Consider the following 1,866-nt stretch of genomic DNA (forward strand, 5'->3'; position numbering starts at 1 on the left):
TATATAAGAAAAATCTTAATATTTTTGATAAATCTATACTTAGAAAGGAAGCTAAATGATAGATAAGTTAAAAGATACTTTTATAAACAATTTGCATTTAAAAATTCTTTCTTTGTTTATAGCATTTTTATTATGGCTAAATATAACAGAATCTCAAAAAACAATAGTAGAGTTTATAAGCTTTATTGATATAAGAAATATTCCTCAAAACTATGAAATAAAAAGTATATATCCTGAAAAAGTCATAATAACTATTCAGGGTTCAAGACTAAAAATGAAAAAGTTAGATACATCTAAAGTTCAAGCTTACATAGATGCATCAAATTTAAAAGAAGGTGAGAATACACTACCTGTTAAAATAGAAGGTAAACTTCACGGATTTAAAATAATATCAATTAGACCAGATAAAGTAATAATATATGCAGATAAAATTCATTAACCTTCTATTATTTTAATTATAACTTTTCTATCTCTGGGTCCATCAAATTCTGCAAAAAATATTCCCTGCCATGTTCCAAGCATAAGTTTTCCATTTTTTATAGGTACGAATGTATTTGTCCCAACAAGTATTGATTTTATGTGAGCTGCAGCATTTCCTTCTATGTGTTTATAATTATCATCCCAGGGAACAAGTTTTCAAGCGATTGCTGTACATCCCATTTTACATCAGGGTCAGCATTTCATTTATGAATACTCCTGCCGTAGTATGAGGCACATAAATATAGCAAATACCTTCCTTTACATTACTTTCATTAACTACTTTCTGAACCTCTTCAGTTATGTCTTCAAAATGTGTTCTTTTTTGGGTTATTACTTCTATATATTTAAGCATTTAAAAATCCTCCAGAGATGGATTTATAGGTAGACTTCCGTATTTTGCTCCTTCAACTATTACTTTTCTACCTTCAATTTTCAATCTTTTATCGCAAAACCATTTTATAGCCTGAGGGTATATTCTATGTTCTATTTCAAGTATTCTTTTTGAAAGGCTTTCTTCAGTATCATCAGGAAGTATTGGCACAACTCCTTGAATTATTATGGGTCCATTGTCAAGTTCCTTTGTAACAAAATGTACTGTAGCACCTGTTATTTTAGCTCCATATTCAAGAGCCTGTTTTTGTGCTTTTATCCCTTGAAATGCCGGTATAAGAGAAGGGTGGATGTTTACAAGTTTTCCTTCAAAGGTATCTATAAATTCATCAGAAAGAATTCTCATATATCCTGCAAGTACTACTAAATCAGGATTTTCTTTTTTTATTATTTCTGAAATATATATGTCATATCCTCTCCTTGTTTCAAAAAAAGAAGGGTCAAAAAATTTTGCTTTTATTCCCTTATTCTTTGCAATTTCCAGAGCACCTGCATTTTTCTTATTGGATAATACAAGCTTTACATTTGCATTTATTTTACCTTCTTCAATAGCATTTAATATAGCTTTTAAATTACTTCCTCTACCTGACGCAAGAACAACTAAATTACAAGTCATTTTCTCTCCTTATCATTCTAAAAGATTTAAACCAAATGATAATATCATAATAAATCATTTTTAAAGCCTCAAGATTTCATCGTATCATTAATTATGAGACTGATTTTTTCATTAAAATAGCATTTTTATCATCTTTGTAATATTTTTTTCTTACATCAAATTCATTAAATCCTAAAGATTTATAAAGATTTATTGCCTTTACATTATCTTCGGCAACCTCTAAGAATATTTCTTTTATACAGAGTTTTTTCATATCTTTTATGAATTTATTTAGTATAAACTTTCCTACTCCTTTACCTTGCATAGATTTTTCAACTGCTATCATTAAAATTTCAGCTTCGTCCAGTATGATTTACTATCTAAAAACCTATGACTTTATC

3 protein-coding genes and 1 pseudogene are annotated in these 1,866 nt (G+C 28.2%); 1 reads left to right on the forward strand and 3 read right to left on the reverse strand.

The window, feature by feature from the left end:
- Positions 1–55 precede the first annotated feature (55 nt).
- The gene (locus tag HG1285_RS03130; protein WP_008288950.1) at positions 56–439 is read left to right on the forward strand and encodes a CdaR family protein; all 384 of its coding nucleotides are present in this window, start codon (positions 56–58) and stop codon (positions 437–439) included.
- Here the strand turns inward: HG1285_RS03130 and HG1285_RS18400 are convergent.
- From HG1285_RS18400 to rimI, 3 genes and pseudogenes are all read right to left on the reverse strand, one after another.
- Positions 436–832 (reverse strand): annotated as a pseudogene (locus HG1285_RS18400) (secondary thiamine-phosphate synthase enzyme YjbQ). The gene HG1285_RS03130 and the pseudogene HG1285_RS18400 overlap by 4 nt on opposite strands.
- Positions 833–1,486, reverse strand: coding sequence for a phosphoribosylglycinamide formyltransferase (gene purN, locus HG1285_RS03125; protein ID WP_008288952.1), 654 nt, complete (start codon positions 1,484–1,486; stop codon positions 833–835).
- Positions 1,487–1,577: 91 nt separating this feature from the next.
- Positions 1,578–1,838, reverse strand: a complete 261-nt coding sequence (gene rimI, locus HG1285_RS03120) for a ribosomal protein S18-alanine N-acetyltransferase (RefSeq protein ID WP_083793135.1) — start codon at positions 1,836–1,838, stop codon at positions 1,578–1,580.
- Positions 1,839–1,866 lie beyond the last annotated feature (28 nt).

The organism is Hydrogenivirga sp. 128-5-R1-1 (assembly GCF_000171895.1).